Here is a 19,513-nt window from a genome sequence, read left to right on the forward strand (position 1 = left end):
CGTTCCTTCCCCTAGCCCACACGCTCGCGGCGTCCCAGCAGTCCCTGGGGCTTGAACAGCAGCACCAGGATCATGACGGCCAGGGCTCCGACGTATTTAAGGTCAGCTTCCAGCCAGATCGTCGAGATCTCCACCATGAGCCCGACCAGCACCGAGCCAAGCAGCGCCCCGAACACCGTGCCGAGGCCGCCCAGGGTGACCCCCGCGAAGATCATCAGCAGGATCTGCTGGCCCATGTTGAAGGCGACGCCGGGGCGGTAGTAGGCCCACAGGATCCCGCCCAGCGCCGCAAGCATGCTGCCGACCACCCACACCATGCGAATGACGTGGTCCACGTCGATGCCGGAGGCGGAGGCCAGCGCCGGATTGTCCGCGACGGCACGGGTCGCCTTGCCGAACCGGGTCTTGAGCAACAGCAACGCGATCACGATGATGACCGCCAGCGAGACCACCAGGGACACCAGGGTATTGCGGGAGGTGGAGACGCCCAGCACCTCAACGATCGGGCTTTGCGCCGAGGGCAGCTGCTCGGTGGTTCCGCCAAAGAAGAACAGGATGATGTACCGCATGGCCAGGGCAAGCCCGATGGAGACGATCATCATGGGCACCAGCGCCGAGCCGCGGTGCCGCAGCGGATTCCAGAGGCCCCAATCCTGTACCCATCCAAGCGCGCCGCCCAACAGGACGGCAACCGCCAGCGCGGCCCAGAGCGGAAACCCCCACGCAGCGAGCGCGAACGTGGCGACGGCACCAAAGGTGACCATTTCGCCGTGGGCAAAGTTCGTCAGGCCGGTGGTGCCGAAGACCAGGGACAAGCCGACCGCGGTCAGGGCCAGAAGCAGGCCGAAGCTCAGGCCGGCCACGGCACGCTCGGCCAGGATCGAACCAAAGCTAGCGGTTTCAACCGCGGCGCTCTCACCGACCTTGAAAATGACTCCCATATTCGAGGAGGTGCCGAACTCCACGATGCGCGGATTCTCTTCTCCCTCGCCCAATGGCTTGTCCGCCGGCAGCGTGGCGACATCCAGCAGGACCTCGTAGGTTCCCTTTTCCGGAACCACGATGACCCAGCGGCCATTCTCGTCGCTGGTCGCCTCGGCGCTGAATCCGTCGGGGGCGGTGGCCACGATGCGCACGCCGGCGATCGGCTCCGACGCGGCACGGAGGGTGCCGCGGATGGTCAGTTCCTGTTGCTGCAGCGGCACCTGGATGTGACCGGCGGGCTGGGCCGCGTACTGTGCCAGTGCGGGCGCTGCGGAGCCGATGGCCAGCCACGCAAAAAAGACGATGAATCCGGCGACCCCCACCAAGTGGGTCAACGCTGCGTTGCCTTGACGAAGCACGTTACGAGCCCTCTCGTCGCTATCCGCCCCGCGACCACCAGCGCCGGGCCTGCGAGTGATACATGTCACTCACGTGTGCTTATCGTAGTGCCATGACAGGTTGAAGTCCTATGACTGGGCTTCCCCCGATTGCCGGATTTGATAACGGTCTGGTTAACGGATTGCGGCGGCGCGCATGAACTGAGCTGCCGCTTTCCGGGCTAAAATTCTGAAACCGCTCGTTTTGCGGCAAAAAGGTGGTGATTTGGGGATTTATTGGTCCGCATCGAGCGTTCTACCAACGTAGGCTATTTACTAACAACCCTACGGAGGAGAAACACCATGGCCCTGGGCGGAAACCCGGTCTTCAAGTCCAAGAACTACCGCGAGCAGACCCGTGCGGCCGGCGCAACGGGTGCCGCGTCCGCAACCTATGCTCAGCCGATGAGCGCTCAAGCCCTGCAGGACCTGTACACGCAGCCGTCCGCATCGCCGCAGGACACCGGCCGCATGACCTATGCCGATGTCATCAACAAGACCATGCTGACGCTGGGCCTTGTCGTCATCGGTGCCGCAATTGGCTGGCAGTTCCCGGGGCTCATGCTTGTCGGCGCACTTGTCGGCCTGGTCCTGGGGTTGGTCAATGCCTTCAAGCGCCAGCCTTCGCCGATCCTGATCATGCTCTACGCGGGCTTCGAGGGCATCTTCCTCGGCGGCCTGTCGGGCGTCTTTGAGAACATGTACCCGGGCATCGCCGTCCAGGCCGTGCTTGCGACCTTCTCGGTCTTCGGCGTGACCCTGATGCTGTACCGCTCCGGCAAGTACCGTGCCACCCCGAAGATGACCCGCATGTTCATGATTGCGATGATCGGCTACGGCCTGTTCTCCCTGCTCAACTTCGGCCTGATGATGTTCGGCGTCATCGACGGCATGTTCGGCATGCGCAGCGGCCTGCTCGGCCTGGGCATTGGCGTGCTTGCCGTGTTGCTGGCCACCTACGCGCTGGTATTGGACTTCACCAACATTAGCGAGGGCGTGCGCCAGGGCGCACCGGCCAAGATGGCGTGGGCAGCTGCATTCGGCCTGACAGTGACGCTCATCTGGCTCTACGTGGAGATTCTGCGCATTCTGGCCATCCTGCGTGGCGACGACTAGTCAATCTGCTGTGTGACCGCGGGGCAGTACCTATGATTTGGGTACTGCCCCGCGGTTTTTCTGCAATATGTGCGTCATCTATTCCGCACAGGCAACTCTCAAGGGATAACGTATGTTCATGGCATTTTCAGGCAGCATGGATTTGACCGGAAGGCATGCGCGCTTGGACGCGAAGCCCCGGCCCGGTTCCCGCGGGGGAGCGGCATGAAGCTGTCGCGTGCCCTCAAGCGCCTGGCTGACGCCACCGAAGCTGTTCAACAGAGTGCCCAGGCCACGCGCCATCGACTGGCCGCCGATCCCGTGGTCGATGAGGCCAGCGCACTCTCCTACGCCGAACATGCCCACGCCGACGACCTGCCCTACGGCGTGCGGATTGCGGCGTCGTGGTCCTGGCGACTGATCGTCATCGTGATCGCCGTGGGCATCGCCGTCTGGCTGCTGTCCCATGTGTCCCTGCTGCTGATCCCGCTGATGATCGCTGCCCTGCTGGCGGGGCTGCTGAGCCCCGTGGTGAACTTCCTGAACCGCACCCTGCGCTTCCCCAAGGGGCTTTCCGTCGGGGTGACCATGATCGCGTTCCTGGGCCTGGTCGTCGGCGGCCTGTCGATCGTCGGGCGGCGCCTGGCCACTGGATTCGCCTCGCTGTGGTCCCAGGCCCTCACCGGCATCGGCCAGATCCAGCATTGGCTCTCCACCGGCCCGCTGGCCCTGAGCAACCAGGATGTCGACCAGCTGGTCCAGGACGCCCTGAACGAGCTCAGGAGCAATTCCTCCTCGATCCTTTCCGGCGCGCTGTCCTGGGGCACCACGGTGGGACACCTGATTACCGGTGTGCTGCTGGTGCTCTTCTCGCTGATTTTCCTGCTGCTCGACGGGCAGCGGATCGGGCGCTTCTTCGTGAACATCCTGCCGCGCCGCGCCCGCGCGGCCGCCCACGGAGCCGGCCGACGGGGCTGGGCCTCGATGGTCGTGTACGTTCGCGTCCAGCTCTTCGTCGCCTTCATCGACGCAGTGGGCATCGGCGTCGGCGCGCTGATCCTCGGGGTGCCGCTGGCACTGCCGCTGGGCGTGCTCGTCTTCATCGGGTCCTTCATCCCGGTCGTGGGCGCCTTGGTCACCGGCGCGGTTGCCGTGCTGCTGGCACTGGTGGCCAACGGCCCGGTCAATGCCCTGATCATGCTCCTGGTGGTGCTGTTCGTACAGCAGGCCGAATCCCACATCCTGCAGCCGCTGATCATGGGCAAGGCGGTGAGCCTGCACCCGCTGGCTGTCGTCATGGCCGTGGCCGGCGGTTCCATCGTCGCCGGCATCGCCGGGGCGCTCTTCGCGGTTCCCGTGCTGGCAGTGGCCAACACCGTGGTCAAGTACATCGCCAACCGGGGCTGGGAACACGAGAACCCGTTCGGTCCCCAGACAGCGGCCATGGCCGCGGTGGGAGAATCCCGAATTACCAAGCCGGTCCGCACCACGGAACCGGCTCCCGCAGACCTTGACGGAGAAGAACCAGACCCAGGTTCCTGATCCCGCACGCCGCCCACGTTGCCCGGCACAAGGTCCTGGCCCGAAAGACTTCCCGACCCGATTGCATTTGCGTGTCCATACACGCCCAGAAGAAAGCCGCTCCCATGATCCAGAAGACCACACTCCCGGTGAGCCTGCCCGACATCGAAGAGGCCCGGACCCTGCTTGAGGGCGTCAGCGTCCAAACCCCAATGGAGCACTCGCGCGCACTGTCGCTGGACATCGGCTCCGAGGTCTACCTCAAGTGTGAGAACCTGCAACGTGCCGGGTCCTTCAAGGTCCGCGGCGCCTACGTCCGGATGGCGAAGCTTACCGCGGAGGAACGTGCCCGCGGCGTCGTCGCGGCCTCTGCCGGAAACCACGCCCAGGGCGTCGCCCAGGCAGCCCGCCGGCTCGGCATCAAGGCCCGCATCTATATGCCGCTGGGAGTGGCACTGCCCAAGCTCACCGCCACTCGCGACCACGGCGCCGAGGTCATCCTGCACGGTCACAACGTCGACGAGGCGCTTGCCGAGGCCGAACGCTACGCCACCGCCACCGGTGCCGTCTTCGTTCATCCCTTCGACAACCCCGACATCATTGCCGGCCAGGGAACCATCGGCCTGGAAATCCTCGATCAGCTGCCAGACGTAGACACCGTGTTGATGGGCGTGGGCGGCGGGGGACTGCTGGCCGGGGTCGCGGTGGCCATCAAGTCACGCGCCAAGGAGCTGGGACGCGACATCAAGATCATCGGCGTGCAGGCCGAGAACGCCGCCGCCTATCCGCCCTCGCTGGCCGCCGACGCGCTGGTCCCGTTGGACACCGTGCGCACCATCGCCGACGGAATTGCCGTGGGACGACCCGGCCAACTTCCCTTCCAGATCATCCGTGAACTCGTCGACGAGGTCGTCACAGTCTCCGAGGACGCGCTGGCGCGCGCCCTGGTGTTCCTCATGGAACGCTCAAAGCTGGTCGTCGAGCCTGCCGGTGCGGTGGGCGTGGCGGCGCTGCTGGAAGGGAAGCTGGAGGAGCTGGGGCTGAAGCCGACGAAGACCGCGGTGATCCTCTCCGGCGGCAACATCGACCCGTTGCTGATGCTCAAGGTCATCCAACGCGGCCTTTCCGCGGCGGGACGCTACCTCACCGTGCGGATGATGCTGGACGACCGTCCCGGCGAGCTCGCAACGATCTCCCGTGTCATCGCCGAATCCGATGCCAACGTCACCCGACTGGACCACACCCGCGTCGGCGGTTCACTGTCCATGGGCGACGTGGCGATCACCATCGACATGGAAACCAAGGGGCACGCGCATTCGGAATACGTGCTGAACAACTTGCGGGCCGAGGGCTTCCAGCCGATGATCATCGGCTAACTCCACACCCCCGCATCAAGGCCCCCTTGTTCCATCCACCGGAGCGGTGGATGGAACAAGGGGGCCTTGCCTTTGCCCGGGCGAACGGGAAACACTGGCCAAAAGCAGATGGCCGCCAATGCTGAAACCCGCCGGGCCATCGCCCCCGAGGGGGAGATGGGCATCCAAACGGGTGAAGCATTGGCGGCCACCGGGCCACCGATCACGCCAAGGCGCGGGTGAAGGTAACTATGCGCTGTACGGCTTGCAGGAAACGATTTCGACGGTGATTTCCTTGCCGTTGGGTGCGGTGTAGCTAATCGTGTCACCGGACTTTGCGCCGTGCACGGCGGCACCAATCGGGGACCGCTCGGAGTAGACCTCCAGGTCGGTGTCCCCGGCAACCTCGCGGCTGCCAAACAGGAAGGTGGTCTTGTCGCCTGCGATGATGGCCTGAACCAGCATGCCCGGCTCGACGACTCCGTCATCGGCAGGTGCCTCGCCCACGTGGGCTCGGCGCAAAAGGTCCTTGAGGTACGCGATGCGTGCCTCGGCCTTGCCCTGTTCTTCCTTGGCTGCGTGGTAGCCGCCGTTTTCCTTGAGGTCGCCCTCGGAACGTGCCTGTTCAATGCGGTCCACGATTTCCGCGCGGCCCGGCCCAGCGAGGTGCTCAAGCTCGACGGTCAGGCGGTCAAACGCCTCTTGGGTCAGCCAGATTACTGGTTCATGATTGGTCGTGGTCACGTGGTACTCCTTGTGTAATCAGGGCCGCTGCTCCCCAGGGGAACAACAGGCCGAGATGGTCCCGCCCGATGATGCGACGAACAACTTGCAAGCAAAGACCCCGCACAGTGGGTGAAGAACTTTGTCCGTCACGTTCTGTAGCGGGGCATTAACGTATTAGAAAGATATTAGCCGTCATTTGGCTAATTGCCCAAGGTTTGAGCTTTTGGCGTATCGGCGCGTCTCGGAGACTTCACAATGGCCGAGACACTCGGGGCGTGTGGAATCTAGGCGGTCTTGAGGACTCTGCATTCCTCGATGCCGGCGGTGGTCGCCAACGATTCGGTGCGCAGATCGACATCAAAGCGCGTGGTTGTCATGCCCTGGCCCTCGCTGGGTCCCACGGTCAGCGTCTTCCATCCGACAATGGCGTAGGAATCGCTCATGGCGCGCACCTCGCACTGCACGGTCGCGCTGGCCTCCTTGGAAATGTCCACAATCGCGGTCGCCATCGTGGGTGAGTGGACGATGAACGAATTGTCCTTGAACTGCACGTTCGAATGAGTTGCCGTGGCCAAGTAGAGTGCGGCCAGCATGCCAACGCCCAGGGACCCGATGATCAACGTCTTGCGGGTCTTTTTGGGAAGGGCCCGCTTGGGCGAACCGTACCTATTAGTTAAGCTGGACATTGGCGCCTCTTTCGATTCGTGGGCGTCGCGGCCGGGAAATCATCCCTACCAGTCTAAGCCTTGGCAAGGGGAACCCTTCACCGAGCATGAGAAGTTGGAGCTACCTAGGTGGAAGAACGAAACGTGGAGCAGATCGCTGATTCAACGGGGCTGCGTTTGCTGGCGGTCCATGCACACCCCGACGACGAATCATCGAAGGGCTCGGCCACGATGGCCGCGTACATTGCGGCCGGCGCTTCGGTGATGGTGGCAACCTGCACCGGGGGGGAACGCGGAGACATCCTCAACGCGGCCGTTGGTGAACTTGCCCACGCACACCGGGACCTGGCCGGGGTGCGGCGCACGGAAATGGCCGAGGCCGCTGCCGTGCTGGGCATCGAGCACCGCTGGCTGGGTTTCGTGGATTCCGGCCTGCCCGAGGGCGACCCGCTGCCGGAACTTCCCTTCGGCGCCTTCGCCCTGCAGCCGCTGGACCGGGCAGCTGCACCGTTGATCAAGTTGATCCGCGAGTTCAAGCCCCACGTGATCATCGCGTACGACGAAAACGGCGGCTACCCGCACCCGGACCACATCCAGGCTCACAAGGTCGCGGTGCACGCCTTTACGGAAGCGGCCAAGGCCGACAGCTCCCCGGAACTCGGCGAGCCCTGGGAAACCTCCAAGCTGTACTACGACCGCGCCTTCGCCCCCGAGCGTTTCAAGACACTGCACTATGCGATGGTGGACGCCGGCATCGAGTCGCCGTATGCCGAACGAATTGCCGCCTGGGAGCAACACCCTGACGAGCAGCTCTTCGGTTGGGTCTCCCCGCACGAGACCACCACGCAGATCCACTGCGCCGTCTTCTTCAAGCACCGCGACCGGGCGCTGCTGGCCCACCGGACCCAGATCGATCCGGCCGGTTTCTTCTTTGCGGTGCCCGAGGCGATCTACGCCAAGTCATGGCCGTGGGAGGACTTCACGCTGATCGAATCCTCGGTTCCCACCACACTCCCAGAGACCGACCTGTTTGCCGGTCTAAGATAGGTAACGTGCCGGTGAAACCGGCCGCCAACTTTTTCAGAAAGAGCCCCGCGCGTGTATTCGTTCCTGCTGTACGCAGCATCAGTTAGTCCTTCGCCGGTTCCCGGCGCGCCCGTCGGTGACGCGGCACAATCCATTGGCCCGGGATTCGTGGGTTTTGTGGCCACCGCGGCGCTCGTCATTGTGACCATCTTCCTGATCCGTGACATGACCCGCCGCATCCGCCGGGTCCGTTACCAGGGCGAGGCCCAAGCCCGCCAGCAGGAGCTGGTGGAAAAGGGCAAAGACATCCAGCCCGACGAGCCGGGCGACAAGCCCGCGCGTTAATCGTCTCGGACTCCTGAAAGTATGGCTTGGATGGATTCTTGTGTCAGGTGTCGCTTTCGGGGCTCCGCCGCCGTGGGCTTGGCCATTGGGACTCGGCGCTTGGCGTGAATCCGCACCCTGAAGTCGCCTTGAGCGTAGGTGTCCCTGTGCCCTGTCGGCAGGTCGGTCTGATCGGCGGACCTGGACCCGGGCCGCATTCACGGGCGGACCTTGATCGACGGTCCCAGGCAATGGGACTCCACTAGCTCGCTGTCGAGTACTCTTCGTGGAACAGATCTGTTCTGAACGTGCGACGGAGAGCCGGAGTGTCGGATGACAAGGATGTCCGGTGCAAAGGATATCTGTCGTGAGACTGGGATCGGGAAACAGCACCGGGGCTTATCGGTTAAGCGGGACCGTGTTGGGATGAAGCACAGAATTGTCCCGCGTTGTGCGTCGTCTCGTTCCGCCTACCATCTGCGAGACCTCGCGAGACACCGGTTGGAAGAGCGCTCCGGCAGCTACTTCACAAAAGTGGAGGCTTCGAGCGGTTTCGTCGCCCGCCCGACATGTTCACGGCGTCGACTGGTTCGACGGCCCGGCTGGGTGCGTTCCGCCAGAAGAGGATGCCGGCCCAGATCATCCAGACCCAGACGAAAAGCGGGATGAAACCCAGGACTATTAGTACCGCATTGAAGGCCGGAGCAGCAAAGAACGGTATCAGAACCATGCCGGCACCGCCTATGAACCCGAGGACATTCAGTGCGACGGGGAAGAGGCCTGAGCGCGACAGACACCAAGCAGCGCAGAGGACTGACAGACCTGCAGAGCCGTAAACCATAGGGTACAAGGCGGTACCGGCTCGGTCCAGAGCCAGGACCGCTTGCTCGGACGAATCGGCTGCAAGTGTTGCGGCGCCGGCATAAATCGCGGTGATTGCGATTTCCAGCGCGACGCTGATGGTCATGATCGATACTGCAAATCCCATCAAGGGGTGGTCCCGGCCGGAGTCTCGGAGGCCGGCCCGAAGGCCGACGAGCAGCAACACCCGGCCGGTGAGCACGAGGCACATCCAACCGGCGATGAGTGCCATTCCGTTCTCGGATCCGGCATAGGTGGCCACGACCTCTTGCGGTGAGGCGCCGATCTCGCCGCCGATCATCTCTACCCCCACCAGACCAGATCCAAAAATGGCGACCCACTCCAAGAGGTAGAGCACGGCGCCCGCCAAGGCCATTCGGTTGCCGGCGATAGGTGGCCTGCCTTTGGTTGTCTTCATGACTTTTTCTTTTCTCGCTCGGAATTGGAGTCGGTTCACGTTAGAAGTAGCTCGAGGGAACGCCGGCCTACTGACCGCGAGCAAGTTTCAGGGAGCACGGCCGAAGGCGCCCCCGCGTCCACCAGCGGCACCCGGTATTGCCAGGCAGATACGCCGGCAGTCGAACACAAGTCGAACACGACGATGCCCGCGTCGTTCCGCGGTCAAGTCGCCAATGAACTGTCCGGCGCAAGAGGCCCCGGAGCTCTGTCCGCAAGCGCAGGGAACACGATGTCGGGTAGAAATGGTCCGTGCGTACCGACCGCTCCGGCGAGCGTCACGATCCGCGCGGCCTGACCAACGCGCACGAGTCAACTCCCGTGGAGAGCAACTTGGTCGGCAGTGTCGGGAACCGGGATGAGTATCAAGACGAGACGTGCGTGAAGCGCGGTCCACGGCCCCGCGGCCTCGTACCATCCTGTCTACGGGAGGGTTTTCGGTACTGGCATGCCATGGAAATCCGACCGCCATGACGAATTCGCTCACCGCCGGCGAGCCCGCTGACGCCCGCACCGAAACATGCAAGCCGCTCATGTCCGCATTCTAGTGCGGATGCTCCCGTGAGTCACCAGGAGGGGCTGGCATGCGCGAAATTCCCAGGCCGTGACCCAAAGAACCATCTTGGGGGAGACCGCAAACATGGGACAACGAATCGCCTCAAGCGCTTCCGCCTACTTGCGCCAGCATGCCCACCAGCAGGTGGACTGGTGGCCCTATGGGGACGAGGCCTTGACCGGGCAGCAGCCCCGTTGATCAAGTTGATCCGCGAATTCAAGCCGCACGTGATCATTGCGTACGACGAAAACGGCGGCTACCCGCACCCAGACCACGTCTAGGCGCACAAGATCGCCATGCACGCCGTTGCAGAAGTTGCCAAGTCCACCAGCTCTCCGGAACTTGGCGAGCCCTGGGAAACCTCCAAGCTCTACTACGATCGCGCCTTTGCCGACGAGCGATTCAAGACACTGCACTACGCCATGGTGGACGGCGGCATCGAATCGCCCTATGCCGAACGAATTGCCGCCTGGGAGCAACACCCGGACGAATAGCGATTCGGGCGGGTTTCGCCGCACGAAACCACCACGCAGGTCCACTGCGCAGACTTCTTCAAGCACCGAGACCGGGCGCTGCTGGCCCACCGGACCCAAATCGATCCGACAGGACTCTTCTTTGCCGTGCCCGAGGCGATCTACGCCAAGGCATGGCCATGGGAGGACTGCACCCTGATCGAATCCGCGGTTCCCACCACACTCCCAGAGGCCGACCAGTTTGCCGGTGTAATGTGCCGATGATTCCGGCCGCCAACTTTTTCAGAATGCGCCCCGCGCGTGTATTCGTTCCTGCTTTACACCGCCTCCGTTAGTCCATCGCCGGTTCACGGAGCGCCCGTCGGAGATGCGGCACAGAGCATTGGCCGGGGATTCGTGGGTTTGTGGCCACGGCGGTGCTCGTCATTGTGACCATCTTCCTGATCCGTGACATGACCCGAGGCACGTCAGCAGGAGCTGGTGGACAAGGGTAAAGACATCCAGCCCGACGAGCCGGGCGACAAGCCCGCGCGTTAGGCTCACCATCATCCTGCAAGGCCCCCGTGAAATTGAGAATTTCTTCACGGGGGCCTTTGCAGTGACCGCGGCCCTGGGTTCAGGAACCGGGCGGAACCAACCCGGCATGGTGGGCCAACACCGCGGCCTGCACCCGGTTCACTGCCCCCAGCTTGAGCAGGATCGCCGAGACATGCCCCTTGACGGTTCCCTCTGTCAGGTGCAGCCGAGCACCGATCTGTGCATTTGAATAGCCGGCCCCCAACAGGATGAGCACATCGGTTTCCCTGGCGCTTAGCTGCGCCACGGCCGCGCGGGCCACCTGAGGGGCACCGACGTCGACGGCGCGCAGCCGGTCCACCACCCGCCGTGCCACGCGCGGTGAAAGATAGGCGGCGCCCGAGGCAACCGCCTTGACCCCGGCAATCAGCTCCTGCGGCGCCGAGGCCTTGAGTAAAAAGCCGCTGACTCCCACCTTCAGCGCCGCGTCGATGTACTCGTCTTCGCCGAAGACCGTGAGCATGGCGACGGCGGTGCCGGGCAGGCGCACGGCCAGTTCGCGGGCCGCGGCGAGCCCGTCAAGCACCGGCATGCGGATATCCAGTAGCGCCACCGAAGGCCGGAACCTGGCGGCAAGTTCCAGGGCCTCGCGCCCGTCGGCCGCCTCGGCCACTACTTCGATGCCCGGATCCGAGGACAGGATCGCCCGGACCCCGGCGCGGACCAGCGCTTCGTCATCGGCCAACAACACCGTGATGGGCCTGTCCCCGGGGCCGGAGGCGGGTCGTGGAACTTCGGGCAGGGGCACAGGTGTCATCCTTCGTTTCGCGGCAACAGATGGTCCTTGGACACGAGCACCCCGTGGCCGAAACACAGCCTGTACATGTCGGTGCTGAAATCCAGGAAGCCGTTGCGTGCCTGGTAGTAGATGCATGTCGTGTTCCCTGGTGCCGGGGTCTCGGCAATCCTCGGGGTGGGGCCGTCCAGGCCGCCGGCGGGCAGCAACGGTACGATCTCTGCGCGGGCCTGCCCCACCCGCAGCTGCGCGTAGGCGGACGGCGCCAGGGCGTTGTCCACCACCGTGAGCACCTGCACCGTCACCAGGATGCCGGCCAACAGCGTCGCCAACCCCAGCGGAAGCAACGCGGTGGCCCATTGCCGCGAGCGCGTGGTGCGACGGACATCGGCAAGCTCCGTGGCCACCGACCCGTCCACCGGCGCAGGACCGAGCGCCAGCGTGCCGGGTCCGGGTTCGGGAAGCCGGGATGACCGGGGGATGCGTGCGACGAGGCGAAAATCCTGCCCGTGAACTCCGGCCTCCAGGGTGCCGCCGAGCATGCGCAGCCGTTCGGCGACCCCGGCGAGCCCGGAACCTCCGGTGCCCACGGCCAGGGCCGGTGAGGTGCGTCGGTTTTCGATTGTGATGGTCACCGGGTCCTTGCCTTCGTCGATCCCGATGTGCACCTCGGCGCCGGGGGCATGCCTGGCCGCATTGGTCAGCCCCTCCTGGACCACCCGGTGCATGGCGGCCTGCACCGCCCGTGAAGGAGACGGGGTTCCGGGCGGGGCCGACACCTGTTCGAGGTCCGCCTGAAGCCCGGAGGTTCGCACCCGGGCAACCAGTGCCTGGATCGATTCGCCGGCAGGTATCAGCGGGGCAACGCCGTTGGACGTGTCCTGGCGCAACATCGCCACGATCGCGTGCAGCGAATCGATGGCCTGGGCAGCTCGCTCGCGGATGTCGGCCGCCGCGCGGCGTCCGTGCTCCGTGGAGTTTGCGTCGACCTCCAGCGCGCCGGCACCCAGCGCAATGAGCGCCAGCTCGTGCCCGAGCTCATCGTGCATGTCCTGGGCAACGCGGGTGCGTTCGAGCAGCCTGGCGTTGGCGGCAACCACCTCGTGTTCGCGTCGGCGGTGGGCGGCGCGCAGCATACGGTAGCGGCCCCACCACCAGGGCAGCACCACCGCGGCAAAGACCAGCAGCACGTCCAACAGCCACCTCGAGGCGGCTCCGGAAGGATCGGCGGCCAGCCGCAGCGCACCGGCGACCAGGATCCCGGCCCCCAACATGGACACCGAAGCGGCGAGGGAATCCAGCCTGCGCCCGGCCAGATAGGGGGCAACCACCGCCAGGGCCGCGGCCAGGGCATTGCCCGGGCCCAGTGCCGGCATCACGAGCGCGGCCAGCAACAGCACGACGGCCCAGCCGGCCTGCTGCGGACGGAAACGGACTCCGGAACGGATCCTCATTCACCCCATGCTACCGAGCCGCCGCCCGCCGGAACACCGACGAAAGTCAGGGGTGTTCGCTGCCCAAGACCCGACGAACGCCGGTGTCGGTGGGCCCGGGACCCAACCTAGCGTTGAAGGCAAGGAAGCAACACCAACCGGGCAAGGAGCAGGACCATGATCGTGCTTGAGGATCTCACCAAGGACTTTGGACGCAAGCGGGCGGTGGACGGGCTCTCGGTGGCCATCGAAGCGGGGAAAGTCACCGGCTTCCTGGGTCCCAACGGGGCAGGGAAGACCACCACCATGCGCATGCTGCTCGGGCTCGACACCCCCGACTCCGGGGCAGCGCTGATCAATGGGAAACCCTATGCGGCCCTGCACACCCCGCTGCGCACCGTGGGGGCCGTGGTCGACTCGCGCATCGGGCATCCGGGGCAGCGTGCCGCATCCCACCTGCTGGGCCTGGCCCGCAGCAACTCCATCCCCGCCAGCCGGGTGGGGACGGTGCTGGAGGAGGTCGGGCTCGTCGAGGCGGGGCACCAACGCATCGGCACCTTTTCGCTGGGCATGCGCCAACGTCTGGGCATTGCCGGTGCGCTGCTGGGCGATCCGCAGGTGCTCATCTTCGACGAGCCGGTCAACGGCCTGGACGCCGACGGGGTGGTGTGGATCCGAGAGCTCATGCGTGCCAAGGCGGCCGCCGGGGCGACGGTGTTCGTCTCCAGCCACCTGATGAGCGAGATGCAGTCCACGGCCGACCACCTGGTGGTCATCGGGCGGGGCAGGTTAATCGCGGATGATTCCATCGACAACGTCATCGCCGAAAGCGCGCTGAACTCCATCACCGTCGCCACCCCCGATGCCGCGCTGCTCGCCGAGGCGCTGTCCTGGGCCGGGTGCCCTGTCACCTTGACGGATTCCGGGACGCTGCGGGTCACCGGCGCCTCGCTGGAGGATGTCGGGGGAATTGCCCACGGGCTGGGGCTGAGGATCAACGAACTGAGCCTGCGCAAGGCCTCGCTGGAACAGGCCTACGCCGAATTGACTTCCTCCAGCCTCGAATATGTGCCATCCGAAAATGAAAGGACAGCATCATGAGCGCCATCCAGGGAACCCCGCCCGCCGCCATCCGCCGCGGCCGTGCCCGCCGGGCCGCGGCCTTTGAGGCCACCAAGCTGGCCTCCCAGCGCTCCACCTGGATCATCCTGTCACTGGCGCTGCTCGGGCAGCTCGGCCTGGCCTGGCTGCTGGGCGCCTCGGCGCAGGCCAGCGGGGAGAACGGCTATGACACGACGATGCCGGCACCTTTCGTCGCCTTCGTGTCATTGCAGCTGTCCCAGTTGTTCATCGCCGTTCTTGCGGCGCTGTCCGTCACCTCCGAGTACGGTTCCGGCACCATCACCACCTCCCTGCAGGCGGTCCCGGTGCGCTTGAGCTTCCTGGGGTCCAAGGCCGCGGTGCTGGGTGCGGTCGGATTCGTTTCCGGGGCCGCCCTGGTGGGGGTCGGCACTCTGGTGGCGGCACCGGCCGCGGGATCCTACGGAGAGTTCACGCCCGGCCAGCTGGCCACGGCCATGCTCGGCGCCGGCACCTACCTGGGGCTGCTGGCCATGATGATGGTGGGCCTCGGATCGATGCTGCGTAGCAGCGCCGGGGCCGTGACCGCGGCGTTCGTGCTGCTCTTCGGGCTGCCGCAGATCCTGCCGCTGTTCGCCGCGGAGGCGGTGCAGGAAGCCGCCTCCTATCTGCCGATCAATGCCGCTGCGGTGTTGGGCACCGCAGCGGAACAACCCTACGGCCCGGTCACCGCGGTTGCCGTTCTGGCAGCCTGGACGACGGTGTTCCTCGGTGCCGGGTATGCGGCATTGCGGGGCCGGGACAGCTGAAGTCGGCTGCTGCAGGAGTCCCACGAAGCGAACCACTGGGCAATCAGCTCGATGTCTACGTTCCACATGTTTCCGGCTTGGAACCTCCAGACACGACGGTCGTCGGGATTGGCCTGCGCTCGATGCCCCGGGCTCTGCCATGAAGGACGCTCGTGGGGGAGACTGGAAACATGGGACAACGAATCGCCTCGAGCGCCTCCGCCTACCTCAGGCAGCATGCCCACCAGCAGGTGGACTGGTGGCCCTACGGGGACGAGGCATTCGCCGAGGCCGCGTCCCGCGACGTCCCGGTCTTCCTGTCCATCGGATACGCCGCCTGCCACTGGTGCCATGTGATGGCCCGCGAATCCTTCGACGACCCCGGGATCGCCGCCTACCTCAACGAACACTTCGTGCCGATCAAGGTCGACCGCGAGGAACATCCTGCCGTCGACAGTGCGTACATGGCCGCAACCCAAACACTCACCGGTGCCGGTGGCTGGCCCATGAGCGTATTCACGCTCCCCGACGGCCGCGCCATCCATGCCGGGACCTATTTCCCCCCGGTGCCCCGGCCGGGCATGCCCGCCTTCATGCAAGTGCTCGAAGCCGTCACCGACGCCTGGGACAACCGCCGAGACGCCTTGGAACTGCAGGCAGCGACGCTCGCCGACCACCTGGGTTCGGTCGCCGGCGGACAGGCCAAGATGTTCTCCCGGTCCCTGCCGTTGCCCACTGCCGGCAATGAACCGGAGCTGGCCGAGGTGATCGGCACCGCCGTGCGAAAGTTGGCGGCCATGGAGGATCCCACCGGAGGCTTTTCACCGGCACCCAAGTTCCCGCCGAGTTCCGTGTTGGACTTCCTTCTGCGGGCTTCACTGGGCTCGGGGTCCGAGGCGTCGCAGGCCGCGGCGCTGGCATCGGAGACGCTGCGGATCATGGCCTGCAGTGCACTGGCAGACCACGTGGGCGGCGGCTTTGCGCGTTATTGCGTGGATCCTGGATGGAAGATCCCGCACTTTGAAAAGATGCTCTACGACAACGCACAGCTGCTCGGCCTGTTCGCCCGCGCGGCGGTGCAGTTGCCCGATGCGGACATCTCCGAACTCTGTCGCGTATCCGCCCGCGGCATCCACAAGTGGCTGGAGGAAGACATGCAGCTTCCCGGCGGGGGATTCGCCTCATCCCTTGACGCCGACACCGTCATGCCGGACGGATCCCACCACGAGGGCGCCACCTACACCTTTAGCCGGGGCGAGGTCGCTAGGGTCCTGGGGGAACAGGGAACGGAAGGGCTTCCGGCCTCCGGCAATGTTTTCCTGCACTTGTGGGCAGGCGCATCGCTGCCGGGCGAGGGCGCCGGGCAAGGTGATCTCCTTCCGCGGGACGTGCCGATGACCGTTGCGCTGTCCCGCACCCCGACGCTCGTCGAATGGCCGGGGCTCGCAGATGCCCTGGGGAAACTGGCCGCCGAGCGTGCGACGCGGGTGCAGCCGGGCCGCGACGAGAAGGTCGTCGCCGGGTGGAACGGCCTGGCCATTGCCTCGCTGGCCGAGGCAGCGGTGCTGTTGCGCGAACCGCGCATGCTTGACCTCGCCACGAAGACGGCCGAGTACCTGTACCGGGTGCATTGGGTGACGGCGAGCGGTGGCGCCGGGGCAATGCTCCACCGCATCAGCCACCAGGGCCGGGCCAGCACATCCATCTCCGCGGTGCTTGAGGACTATGCGGGCGTGGCACTGGGATTCCAGCAGCTGGGTACCGCCTCGGGGGACCAGGTCTGGTTCGCCAGAGCCGACGAAGTGCTCAGCGCGGCCCTGGAACTTTTCCTTGACGGCGGATTGCCACTGGACAGCGCAGCGAACGACCCCCGAGTCCAGGCCATGCGCGGGGGAATGGGCAGCGCCGAGGCACTGGATGACGCGGTGCCCTCGGCGACCTCGCTGCTGGCCGCCGCGCTGCTGAACCGGGCCGGGCGCAGGCAGCTGGACATGGGAGCGGACGCCCCCGAGGCGGCGTTCGAAAGCAGCGAAGAAGACCTCGGGTTGGTGCGCATGTTGCTGGGATTCGTCCCGGCGCTTGCCGAGCGCGCACCCCATGGCACCGGGAGCGCCTTGGGAGTGGTTGCCCGATTCGTCCACGGTTCCACGACGGAGCTGGTCGTGGCGGGAGGAACCGAGCCCGAGCGCCGGGAAGCGGTGCGCCTCGGCGTATTGGCGGCAGTGGCCCAACTGGGCCCGACCGGCGACGCGGGCACCAGGGACACTGTCTACCCGGCGGGACCCGAGGGGCAATTGCGGCTCTATGTGTGCCGCGGAGGGGTTTGCCACGCACCGGTCGGCAACCTGCCGGCGCTGGCCGCGCTCATCGCACCGGGACTTTCGGTGAGCGGACCGGTGAACTAGGTGGCGCCGAGCACCGCGATGGCAATGGCTGCGAAGTGGCAGGAGTAACCGATCAGCGTGAAGGCATGGAACAGCTCGTGGAATCCCAGGATTTCCGGAATGGGGTTCGGGGCCTTCAACGCGTAGAACACCGCACCGGCAATGTAAAAGGCACCGCCGGCGCATATAGAGGATTGTCGCGGCCGGGCTGGCGGTGAAGAATTCCCCGATGAACAGCAGGGACGCCAGGCCGAGCAATACGTAGACGGGGGTGTAAAGCCAACGCGGTGCGTCGGTGTAGAACACCCGGAAGCCGACCCCTGCAAGGGCCCCGATCCAGATCGAGACCAACAGAATGGTGGCCGACCTGGCCGGAAGCAGGGCCCAGGCCAGCGGCGTGTAGGAGCCGGCGATCAGCAGCATGATGTTGGTGTGGTCGATCCGCTTGAGCACGCGAGTGGTGGTCGGCGACCAATTTCCGCGATGGTAGAAAGCCGAAACCGTGAAGAGCAGAACCCCGGTGAACGCGAACACGGCACTGGCGATCTTGCCGGCGCCCGCAGGGGCCAGAACGATCAGCACGATACCGGCGACCAGGGCCAGTGGTGCGGTGACTGCATGGATCCAGCCGCGCAGCAACGGCTTGGCCGGGTGCGCTGGAACCATGGGATGTGACGGGGTCCCGGATGCTTGGCTCATGACCCCAGCCTAAACTACCGCGCGGTAGCTTTGGCGGCGGCGATACGGCGTCTATCTAATGGGCGGGGACCTTCGAGGCTCCGACCGAAGCGAATAGGTCGTACACGTGGACTTCACAGCGGGATGCTGCGTCGGCTGGTTCCGCGATTCTGGCATCAACTGACGACAATAAAGGGTTCGCGCATGCCGGTGACACCATCGGCTTACAGGTCAACGCATTCGGAACCGCGACTACGGTAAAAATGCAGGAGAACTAACCAGCATCCTCACCAGACGCCCCTGCGGAGGCAGCGCTCGCCGGGGCGTCGTACCCCTCGTGGCAGAGGCGAATAGCCCCTGTGGCAAGCCCCATCTTGCTGACAAGACGGGCATTCCCGGTTCAATCCCCCCCCGGCGCCTGCCGTGATCACCATCGATGGATCGAGGCCAAGGTGGCAGCGGTGGCCGGAGTGCCGAGGAAAACGCAGGGATCACCGGGGACCGGGCCGTTGTATGCGGTATTGCACCGTGCCATGCCCGCGTCTTGGCGCACCACCGGGGGCGGAACCCGGTAGCGTTAAGCCATGCACGCGACCCGAGGGCGGTCGCATGTTGGCCCCCTATTTTTATGCAGGAGTATCGCCGTGGAACTTCCGGGATTCGTCTACCGGCTCTATGAGCGGCAGTTGCGGGGTATGTTGACCCCGGAAAAACTGCCGGCACATATTGGCGTGCTCGTGGACGGGAACCGGCGCTGGGCCAAGCTGTCAGGGCAAACCACGGCCAGCGGGCACCAGGCCGGCGCGGACAAGATCCTGGAATTCCTGGGCTGGTGCCAGGAGCTGGACATCAACCTGGTCACGCTCTACATGCTTTCCACGGACAACATGAGCCGCTCCAGCGATGAACTCGATGCCCTGATGGGGATCATTGCCAACACCCTGGACCGGTTGGGCGAGACCAAGACCGTTCGCGTAAAGCCGGTGGGCGCGCTGGACCTGTTGCCGGACTACCTGGCCAACAAACTGCGCGAGCTGGAAGCCTCAACCGCCGGTGTCACCGGGATCCACGTCAACGTCGCCGTCGGCTACGGCGGCCGGCAGGAGATCGTCGATGCCGTCAAGGCGCTGCTGCTCCAAGGACATGCCAACGGGCTGGACGCCGCGCAGATCGCCGCGGACCTGGATCCCGACCAGTTGGCCACCCACCTCTACACCAAGGGCCAGCCGGACCCCGACCTGGTCATTCGCACCTCGGGCGAACAGCGCCTTTCAGGGTTCCTGACGTGGCAGAGTGCCTACAGCGAGTTCTACTTCTGCGAGGCGCTGTGGCCCGATTTCAGGCGCGTGGACTTCCTGCGCGCCCTGCGCGACTTCGCCGACAGGCAACGCCGCTTCGGCTCCTGATCCGTGGTTTCCG

Annotated in this window: 18 protein-coding genes and 1 pseudogene; 12 read left to right on the forward strand and 7 right to left on the reverse strand. The window is 65.3% G+C overall.

Going from position 1 to position 19,513, the window contains the following annotated elements:
- Positions 1-11 precede the first annotated feature (11 nt).
- Positions 12-1,310 (reverse strand): branched-chain amino acid ABC transporter permease, encoded by a 1,299-nt coding sequence (locus ABD687_RS18410; protein WP_377700320.1) that lies wholly within the window; start codon positions 1,308-1,310, stop codon positions 12-14.
- A 354-nt stretch (positions 1,311-1,664) separates the two neighbouring features.
- On the opposite strand from ABD687_RS18410, the gene ABD687_RS18415 reads away from it, so the two are divergent.
- The 3 genes from ABD687_RS18415 (at position 1,665) to ilvA (ending at position 5,353) form a co-directional block, all read left to right on the forward strand.
- Complete coding sequence (locus ABD687_RS18415; RefSeq protein ID WP_302262803.1) at positions 1,665-2,477, forward strand: Bax inhibitor-1/YccA family protein; 813 nt, start codon at positions 1,665-1,667, stop codon at positions 2,475-2,477.
- A gap of 204 nt (positions 2,478-2,681) precedes the next feature.
- Positions 2,682-3,998, forward strand: a complete 1,317-nt coding sequence (locus ABD687_RS18420) for an AI-2E family transporter (protein ID WP_310289103.1) — start codon at positions 2,682-2,684, stop codon at positions 3,996-3,998.
- 104 nt (positions 3,999-4,102) lie between these two features.
- Complete coding sequence (gene ilvA / locus ABD687_RS18425) at positions 4,103-5,353, forward strand: threonine ammonia-lyase (RefSeq protein WP_310289099.1); 1,251 nt, start codon at positions 4,103-4,105, stop codon at positions 5,351-5,353.
- 228 nt (positions 5,354-5,581) lie between these two features.
- On the opposite strand, the gene greA is transcribed toward ilvA, so the two are convergent.
- Together greA and ABD687_RS18435 are read right to left on the reverse strand one after the other, a co-directional pair.
- Positions 5,582-6,076 (reverse strand): transcription elongation factor GreA, encoded by a 495-nt coding sequence (gene greA / locus ABD687_RS18430; RefSeq protein ID WP_264268271.1) that lies wholly within the window; start codon positions 6,074-6,076, stop codon positions 5,582-5,584.
- Positions 6,077-6,342: 266 nt separating this feature from the next.
- Positions 6,343-6,744 carry a DUF4307 domain-containing protein gene (locus tag ABD687_RS18435; protein WP_302262801.1) on the reverse strand — a complete coding sequence of 134 codons (402 nt, stop codon included), beginning with the start codon at positions 6,742-6,744 and terminating at the stop codon, positions 6,343-6,345.
- Between the two features lie 108 nt (positions 6,745-6,852).
- Between ABD687_RS18435 and mca the strand changes: the two genes are divergently transcribed.
- Positions 6,853-7,770, forward strand: a complete 918-nt coding sequence (gene mca, locus ABD687_RS18440; protein ID WP_302262800.1) for a mycothiol conjugate amidase Mca — start codon at positions 6,853-6,855, stop codon at positions 7,768-7,770.
- Positions 7,771-7,821: 51 nt separating this feature from the next.
- Positions 7,822-8,094, forward strand: a complete 273-nt coding sequence (locus ABD687_RS18445; RefSeq protein ID WP_264268268.1) for a hypothetical protein — start codon at positions 7,822-7,824, stop codon at positions 8,092-8,094.
- Positions 8,095-8,599: 505 nt separating this feature from the next.
- Here ABD687_RS18445 and ABD687_RS18450 read toward each other — a convergent pair.
- The gene (locus ABD687_RS18450) at positions 8,600-9,352 is read right to left on the reverse strand and encodes a hypothetical protein (RefSeq protein WP_302262799.1); all 753 of its coding nucleotides are present in this window, start codon (positions 9,350-9,352) and stop codon (positions 8,600-8,602) included.
- A 678-nt stretch (positions 9,353-10,030) separates the two neighbouring features.
- On the opposite strand from ABD687_RS18450, the gene ABD687_RS20770 reads away from it, so the two are divergent.
- The 3 genes from ABD687_RS20770 to ABD687_RS18460 are packed head-to-tail and all read left to right on the forward strand — an operon-like array spanning position 10,031 to position 10,440.
- Positions 10,031-10,144, forward strand: a complete 114-nt coding sequence (locus tag ABD687_RS20770) for a DUF255 domain-containing protein (protein WP_367281514.1) — start codon at positions 10,031-10,033, stop codon at positions 10,142-10,144.
- Complete coding sequence (locus ABD687_RS18455; RefSeq protein WP_302262798.1) at positions 10,099-10,227, forward strand: hypothetical protein; 129 nt, start codon at positions 10,099-10,101, stop codon at positions 10,225-10,227. Before ABD687_RS20770 ends, ABD687_RS18455 begins: the two co-directional genes overlap by 46 nt.
- Positions 10,228-10,242: 15 nt before the next feature.
- Positions 10,243-10,440 (forward strand): hypothetical protein, encoded by a 198-nt coding sequence (locus ABD687_RS18460; protein WP_302262797.1) that lies wholly within the window; start codon positions 10,243-10,245, stop codon positions 10,438-10,440.
- Between the two features lie 595 nt (positions 10,441-11,035).
- Here the strand turns inward: ABD687_RS18460 and ABD687_RS18465 are convergent.
- Positions 11,036-11,743 (reverse strand): response regulator transcription factor, encoded by a 708-nt coding sequence (locus ABD687_RS18465; protein ID WP_310289091.1) that lies wholly within the window; start codon positions 11,741-11,743, stop codon positions 11,036-11,038.
- Positions 11,744-11,748: 5 nt separating this feature from the next.
- Positions 11,749-13,185 (reverse strand): sensor histidine kinase, encoded by a 1,437-nt coding sequence (locus ABD687_RS18470; protein ID WP_310289089.1) that lies wholly within the window; start codon positions 13,183-13,185, stop codon positions 11,749-11,751.
- Between the two features lie 156 nt (positions 13,186-13,341).
- Between ABD687_RS18470 and ABD687_RS18475 the strand changes: the two genes are divergently transcribed.
- The 3 genes from ABD687_RS18475 to ABD687_RS18485 all read left to right on the forward strand — a co-directional run bounded on the left by ABD687_RS18475 (position 13,342) and on the right by ABD687_RS18485 (position 17,437).
- Positions 13,342-14,265, forward strand: a complete 924-nt coding sequence (locus ABD687_RS18475) for an ATP-binding cassette domain-containing protein (protein ID WP_310289085.1) — start codon at positions 13,342-13,344, stop codon at positions 14,263-14,265.
- Complete coding sequence (locus tag ABD687_RS18480) at positions 14,262-15,053, forward strand: ABC transporter permease (protein WP_310289083.1); 792 nt, start codon at positions 14,262-14,264, stop codon at positions 15,051-15,053. Before ABD687_RS18475 ends, ABD687_RS18480 begins: the two co-directional genes overlap by 4 nt.
- 170 nt (positions 15,054-15,223) lie before the next feature.
- Entirely contained in the window at positions 15,224-17,437 is a 2,214-nt protein-coding gene (locus ABD687_RS18485; RefSeq protein WP_310289081.1) for a thioredoxin domain-containing protein, read from the forward strand.
- On the opposite strand, the pseudogene trhA reads toward ABD687_RS18485, so the two are convergent.
- Positions 17,434-18,115: pseudogene (gene trhA, locus ABD687_RS18490) on the reverse strand (PAQR family membrane homeostasis protein TrhA). The gene ABD687_RS18485 and the pseudogene trhA overlap by 4 nt on opposite strands.
- A gap of 623 nt (positions 18,116-18,738) precedes the next feature.
- Between trhA and ABD687_RS18495 the strand changes: the two are divergent.
- Complete coding sequence (locus ABD687_RS18495) at positions 18,739-19,500, forward strand: isoprenyl transferase (RefSeq protein ID WP_264268262.1); 762 nt, start codon at positions 18,739-18,741, stop codon at positions 19,498-19,500.
- Positions 19,501-19,513: the final 13 nt, after the last annotated feature.

Source organism: Paeniglutamicibacter sulfureus (assembly GCF_039535115.1).
GTDB classification, from domain to species: Bacteria; Actinomycetota; Actinomycetes; order Actinomycetales; family Micrococcaceae; genus Paeniglutamicibacter; species Paeniglutamicibacter sulfureus.

Coding starts and splice junctions, on each gene's coding strand:
- ABD687_RS18415 (WP_302262803.1), top strand. CDS start 1,665: ATGGCCCTGGGCGGAAACCCGGTCTTCAAGTCCAAGAACTACCGCGAG.
- ABD687_RS18420 (WP_310289103.1), top strand. CDS start 2,682: ATGAAGCTGTCGCGTGCCCTCAAGCGCCTGGCTGACGCCACCGAAGCT.
- ilvA (WP_310289099.1), top strand. CDS start 4,103: ATGATCCAGAAGACCACACTCCCGGTGAGCCTGCCCGACATCGAAGAG.
- ABD687_RS18435 (WP_302262801.1), bottom strand. CDS start 6,744: ATGTCCAGCTTAACTAATAGGTACGGTTCGCCCAAGCGGGCCCTTCCC.
- ABD687_RS18450 (WP_302262799.1), bottom strand. CDS start 9,352: ATGAAGACAACCAAAGGCAGGCCACCTATCGCCGGCAACCGAATGGCC.
- ABD687_RS20770 (WP_367281514.1), top strand. CDS start 10,031: ATGGGACAACGAATCGCCTCAAGCGCTTCCGCCTACTTGCGCCAGCAT.
- ABD687_RS18460 (WP_302262797.1), top strand. CDS start 10,243: ATGCACGCCGTTGCAGAAGTTGCCAAGTCCACCAGCTCTCCGGAACTT.
- ABD687_RS18470 (WP_310289089.1), bottom strand. CDS start 13,185: ATGAGGATCCGTTCCGGAGTCCGTTTCCGTCCGCAGCAGGCCGGCTGG.
- ABD687_RS18475 (WP_310289085.1), top strand. CDS start 13,342: ATGATCGTGCTTGAGGATCTCACCAAGGACTTTGGACGCAAGCGGGCG.
- ABD687_RS18480 (WP_310289083.1), top strand. CDS start 14,262: ATGAGCGCCATCCAGGGAACCCCGCCCGCCGCCATCCGCCGCGGCCGT.
- ABD687_RS18485 (WP_310289081.1), top strand. CDS start 15,224: ATGGGACAACGAATCGCCTCGAGCGCCTCCGCCTACCTCAGGCAGCAT.